The organism is Rahnella sp. NRRL B-41462 (assembly GCF_003263525.1).
GTDB classification, from domain to species: Bacteria; Pseudomonadota; Gammaproteobacteria; order Enterobacterales; family Enterobacteriaceae; genus Rahnella; species Rahnella aceris.
In genome coordinates this window covers 1-5,150 of record NZ_JYDF01000129.1, presented here as the reverse complement: position 1 = coordinate 5,150, position 5,150 = coordinate 1, and the positions used below count along the sequence as shown (strand labels likewise).

At 57.4% G+C, this 5,150-nt stretch carries 2 protein-coding genes and 1 pseudogene; all 3 read left to right on the top strand.

Going from position 1 to position 5,150, the window contains the following annotated elements; all coding sequences use genetic code 11:
- The first annotated feature begins 177 nt into the window (after positions 1 to 177).
- On the top strand, positions 178 to 1,554 hold the full coding sequence (locus tag UC14_RS23840; protein ID WP_041673044.1) for a TolC family outer membrane protein: 1,377 nt from the start codon (positions 178 to 180) through the stop codon (positions 1,552 to 1,554).
- A 50-nt stretch (positions 1,555 to 1,604) separates the two neighbouring features.
- Positions 1,605 to 3,783 (top strand): annotated as a pseudogene (locus UC14_RS23835) (type I secretion system permease/ATPase).
- Positions 3,784 to 3,800: 17 nt separating this feature from the next.
- Positions 3,801 to 4,970, top strand: coding sequence for an HlyD family efflux transporter periplasmic adaptor subunit (locus UC14_RS23830; protein WP_013574625.1), 1,170 nt, complete (start codon positions 3,801 to 3,803; stop codon positions 4,968 to 4,970).
- Positions 4,971 to 5,150: the final 180 nt, after the last annotated feature.

Here is a 5,150-nt window from a genome sequence, read left to right as displayed (position 1 = left end):
GTTCTGGTGCAGCACGGTCTGCACGTTCAGCAAAGTTGATGTAGTGCGCCTCCCCCTGCGAAGGGGGAGGCGGGGAGGGGGGGTTGCAAACGACTGCGCCCACCCAACCCTCCCCTTTGACAGGGGAGGGAGCAGTACCAAAAAATATAAATCGGCGTAATTAAAGTGGTGTCGGTAATGAAAAATAAGAGAGTGATGCGGTCACTGACCGTGATGTTGGGCACCTTGTGCCTGACCGGTTTAACAGGGAATACGGGGGTGACGGCGGCGGTTAAACAGCCGGAATTTAACTGGCAGGCTGCGCCGACCGAGGAGATGCGTGCCAGCCTGACGTTGCAGGATGCCATCCTGCGGGCATTTGCGCGTAATCCGCAAATTTCAGAAGCGGCGGCGCAAATTCGCGTCGGCAAAGGCAACCTTGATGAGGCAAAAAGCGCCTGGTATCCGCAGATTTCCTTACAGGGAACTGCCGGAAAATCACATCAGACTGACTCGGCAGGTAGCCTGAGTAATAACGCATCGGCGGGCGTCCAGCTCAGCCAGCTGCTGTATGACTTTGGTCGTACCGGCGGCAGCATCAGTCAGCAGGAATACCTGTCTGATGCCTATCGTTATTCGCTTTACAGCACAATGACTGATGTGGCGCTCAGTACCCTGCAGGCCTATCTCTCGGTCAAACGCTATCAGGCGCTGAGCCTGGCGGCGCGCGACAATATCGCTTCTCTCGAACGTGTGCGGGACACCGCCAGACTGCGGGCAGACGCCGGACTGAGTTCACAGTCTGACGTGTTGCAGGCAGAAACGCGTATCGCCGGAATGAGAGCCACCGTTGAGCAATACCGCGCGCAGCAACGTTCTGCGCAGGCACAACTGACGGTGCTGACCGGCGTGGTGTCCGATAATTTGCCGGATCTGCCGCAAAGCCTGCTGGACCAGAAAGTGACCCTCGACAAAATCCCTTACGAAAACAGCACGCTGGTGCGTGCCGCGCAGGCTAAACAGCAGGCGGCGATTGAAGAAGTCAATCAGACCGAAGCTCAGCACTGGCCGACCCTGAAAGTGCAGGCAGGACGTACGCGCTATGAAAACAGCGGCGGTGGCGGTTCTTACTGGGACGATCAGGTACAGCTGGCGGTGGATGCGCCGGTGTATCAGGGCGGGGCGGTCAGCGCCAAAGTCCGCGCGGCAGAAGGCCAGCGGCAGGCGGCACAGGCCGAAGTCGAAAAAGCCAAGCTGGACATCAACCAGAAAGCGTCGGCAGCTTATGCCGATATGATCGGCGGTCAGCAGCGGCAACTGGCGGGTGAGGAACAGTTCGGCAGCGCGACGCATACCCGCAGCGTTTATCAGGATGAATACAAACTCAGCAAGCGCAGCCTGAACGATTTGCTCAGCGTTGAGCAGGACGTTTTTCAGGCCGATACGTCGCGCATTGGCGCGCTGTATGACGGCTGGGATGCGACGGTGCGCTATGCCGCCGCCGTGGACAATCTGGTCGATATGTTAGGCATCGACAGACACAAACAAACAGGTGACACCATCCCGATGCTGTAAGGCGCGGACAGGACGGGAATAAACCAGAAGCATTCGATATCGAGGTTGAAATGAGTAATGAAGCAACAACACCTTTGTCGATCGACGTCTGGATAAGCGCCATGGGGGCGCGTGGCCGAAACATTCGGTAAACCAGCAGATCCGCTTTATCTTCGCCAGCAAATGCGCTGGTTCGAACATCAGCCGTTGCGGCGTCAGCTCGACCGGCTCAGCGGTCTGATGGGGCTTCAGGTGGGTATGGTCAGCTGGAATCAGGTGCGCTGGCGTCAGGAAGTGTTACCTGCCGTCATTACGCTGCAACAGGGTGGCATTGCGGTACTGGAAAATCTGCACGATGACGGCATGGTGGACTACTGGCTGAGCGACGGCGGCAACTTGGTGCGTTCGGCTGAACTGGTGGTGTTGCTTGAGCAAAGCACCGGTCCGGTCTTTCTGGTTGGTGTGGCACCGCGCGGGCGCGATCAGCGTATCGACCCGTTCGTTCAGCCGCATAAAAAACACTGGTTCTGGGATAACTTCCGGGGTTCCGGGCGCAAAATCGCGGAAATCTCGCTGGCCTCTATTCTCGGTAACGTGCTGGCGCTGGCGGGAATTCTGTTCTCAATGCAGGTGTATGACCGCGTTATTCCGGCGCAATCTTACCCGACCTTGTGGGTGCTGTTTTTCGGCGTGGTGCTGGCGGCGGGGATGGAATATGTCATCCGCCTGATGCGTACGCTGGTGTCGGATCTGATGGGCAAGAAAGTCGATCTGAAAGTCTCCTCGCTGTTTTTCGTGCGGGCGATGAATATCAAAAACGACGACCGGCCAAAATCCACCGGTTCCTTTATCTCTCAGTTGCGTGAAATCGATCAGGTGCGCGAACTGCTGACCTCGACCACCATCAGCGCGGCGGCGGATATGCCTTTCGTGTTGTTGTTCCTTGGCATCATGTTTTTCATCGGCGGCCCGCTGGTGATTATCCCGCTGCTGGCGATCCCGCTGATTGTCATTCCCGGCATTCTGATCCAGTGGCCGATGGCCAAACTGGCGAAAGAAGGTATGCGCGAAAGCGCACTGCGCAACGCCGTGCTGGTGGAAACCATCGAAGGCATCGAAGACATCAAAGCCTTGCAGGCGGAAGCCTATTTCCAGCGTCAGTGGGAACAGACGCACGAAGTGAGCGCGGCGGTCGGCATGAAGCAACGCGTGTGGGGCGCGCGCCTGACAGGCTGGGCCTCCACCGTGCAGCAACTGACTTACGGCGGCATGCTGGTTTTCGGCGTGTATCTGGTGCTCAGCGGCGACATCACCACCGGTACGCTGGTCGCCAGCAGCATGTTGTCATCGCGTACCATCGCACCGCTGATGCAACTGACGATGGTGTTTTCCCGCTGGCAGCATGCGAAAAGCGCCATGCGCGGGCTGGATGAACTGCTGAAAAAACCTGTTGACCGGCCAGCGGATGCGCAGTTGTCACATTGCCCGACGCTCAGCGGCCATTTCAATGTGCGTAATCTGCAATACACCTACGACAAAGAGAACGCGCCGAATGTGCTCGGTATCGGGCAACTGGAGATCAAGCCGGGCGAACGCGTGGCAATCCTCGGGAAGGTCGGTGCGGGTAAATCCACATTGCTCAAACTGCTGGCGGGGCAGGCCAGTCCGTCGCAGGGGAAAATTCTCATCGACGGCGTCGACATGACTAAAGTTGAACCGGCGGATATCCGCCGCCAGCTCGGTTATCTGTCGCAGGATTCGCGGCTGTTTTTCGGCACCTTGCGTCAGAACCTGATGCTGGGTTATCCGCACGCGACTGACCAGGAAATGCTGCAGGCGTTACGTATCAGTGGCGCGTTGTCGATGGTGCAGGCCGACGCGTCGAGCCTGGATAAAATCATTAACGAAGGCGGGCGCGGGTTGTCCGGCGGTCAGCGGCAGATGGTGATGCTGAGCCGCATGATCCTGCGTAACCCGCAGGTGGTGCTGATGGACGAACCGACCGCGTCGATGGATGAACAACTGGAAGAATACGTCATCCGTCAGTTACATGGCTGGCTGGTGGGGCGGACGCTGATTGTGGTGACGCACCGTCCGGCGTTGCTCAGGCTGGTGGACAGGATCGTCGTGATGGATAACGGGCGCGTGGTCGCTGACGGACCGCGGGATCAGATCCTCGCCAAAGTAGCCAGCACCACGCCCGCTCCGGCAGCGGCGGTCATGGACGATAAAAAACAAGGCGCAGCCTGAGCTGCTAAGGACACCGCATGGCACATCTGACATTGCATGATGAACTGGAAGCCGAAAGCCGCAAAGTCTCGTGGATTATCTGGGGCACGCTGGCCAGTTTGCTGGTGTTTTTTGTCTGGGCACGTTTTGCTGTGCTGGACGAAGTAACGGTCGGTACCGGCAAAGTGACGCCATCGAGCAAAGCACAGCAAATTGATTCGCTCGATGGTGGCGTAATTTTAAAACTGATGGTGCAGGAAGGCTCGGTGGTAAATCGCGGACAGCTTCTGGCGCAGCTTGACCCGACACGTTCTCAGTCAAACTACGGCGAGGCCGCCTCCCGTGTGCGGACATTACGTGCTTCTTCTGAACGTCTGAGCGCCGAACTGACCGGCGCACCGCTGAAATTCAGCCCCGAAACCATGAAATCGCCGGAACTGGTGGCGCGTGAACGCCAGTTATATTTATCACGTAAGCAGAACCGTGATGAAACGGTGACTAACCTGCAACAGTCGCTCAGACTGGTGAACGATGAAATCAACATGACGCAACCCCTGGTGGCCAAAGGCGCGGCGGGACAGGTCGAAGTCATTCGCCTCAAACGTCAGGCCAGCGAACTGCGCGGAAAAATCGACGATGCCACTAACCAGTACGCGGTACGTGCGCGTGAAGAGCAGGTGAAAAATAACGCCGATCTGGACGCTGAATTGCAGGTGTTGGCCGGTAAAGAAGATCAGGTGACGCGCTCTGAGCTGTATTCGCCGGTTCACGGCATTGTTAAAGACATTCAGGTTTCCACTGTCGGCGGTGTTCTGCAACCGGGTGGCAAGCTGATGGAAATCGTGCCGATTGAAGATCAGCTGCTGATCGAAACCCGCATTAACCCGCGCGACATCGCCTATATCCGCCCCGGACTGCCTGCCACGGTAAAAATCTCGGCGTACGATTCATCAATCTATGGCGATCTGGACGGTAAAGTTGAAGGTGTCTCACCGGATACGTTGCAGGATGAAGTGAAGCGCGACCAGTACTATTACCGTGTGTATGTCCGCACCGACAAAGCTTTCCTGACCAACAAAGCCGGGCGCCAGTTCCCGATCGTGCCGGGGATGGTGGCGAATGTGGATATCAAAACCGGTCAGAAAAGCGTGCTGGATTATCTGATTAAACCGTTGAATAAGGTGAAAGAATCCCTGAGGGAGAGGTAAGCAGGAGGGCGCTGCTGATGCGGCTTTAAGGTCAACACCTTGGGCTCGCCGCCCAAACTGGCCCAGAGGACGCGTAAGCGCGCGCCCTCTGGACTCCGGCGCTTTTTTAACTGCGCGCTCTGCTCGCTGACTATGTTTCAGCTGCCGCAGTGATAGCCATAAAGCTCCCTCCCCTGCGAA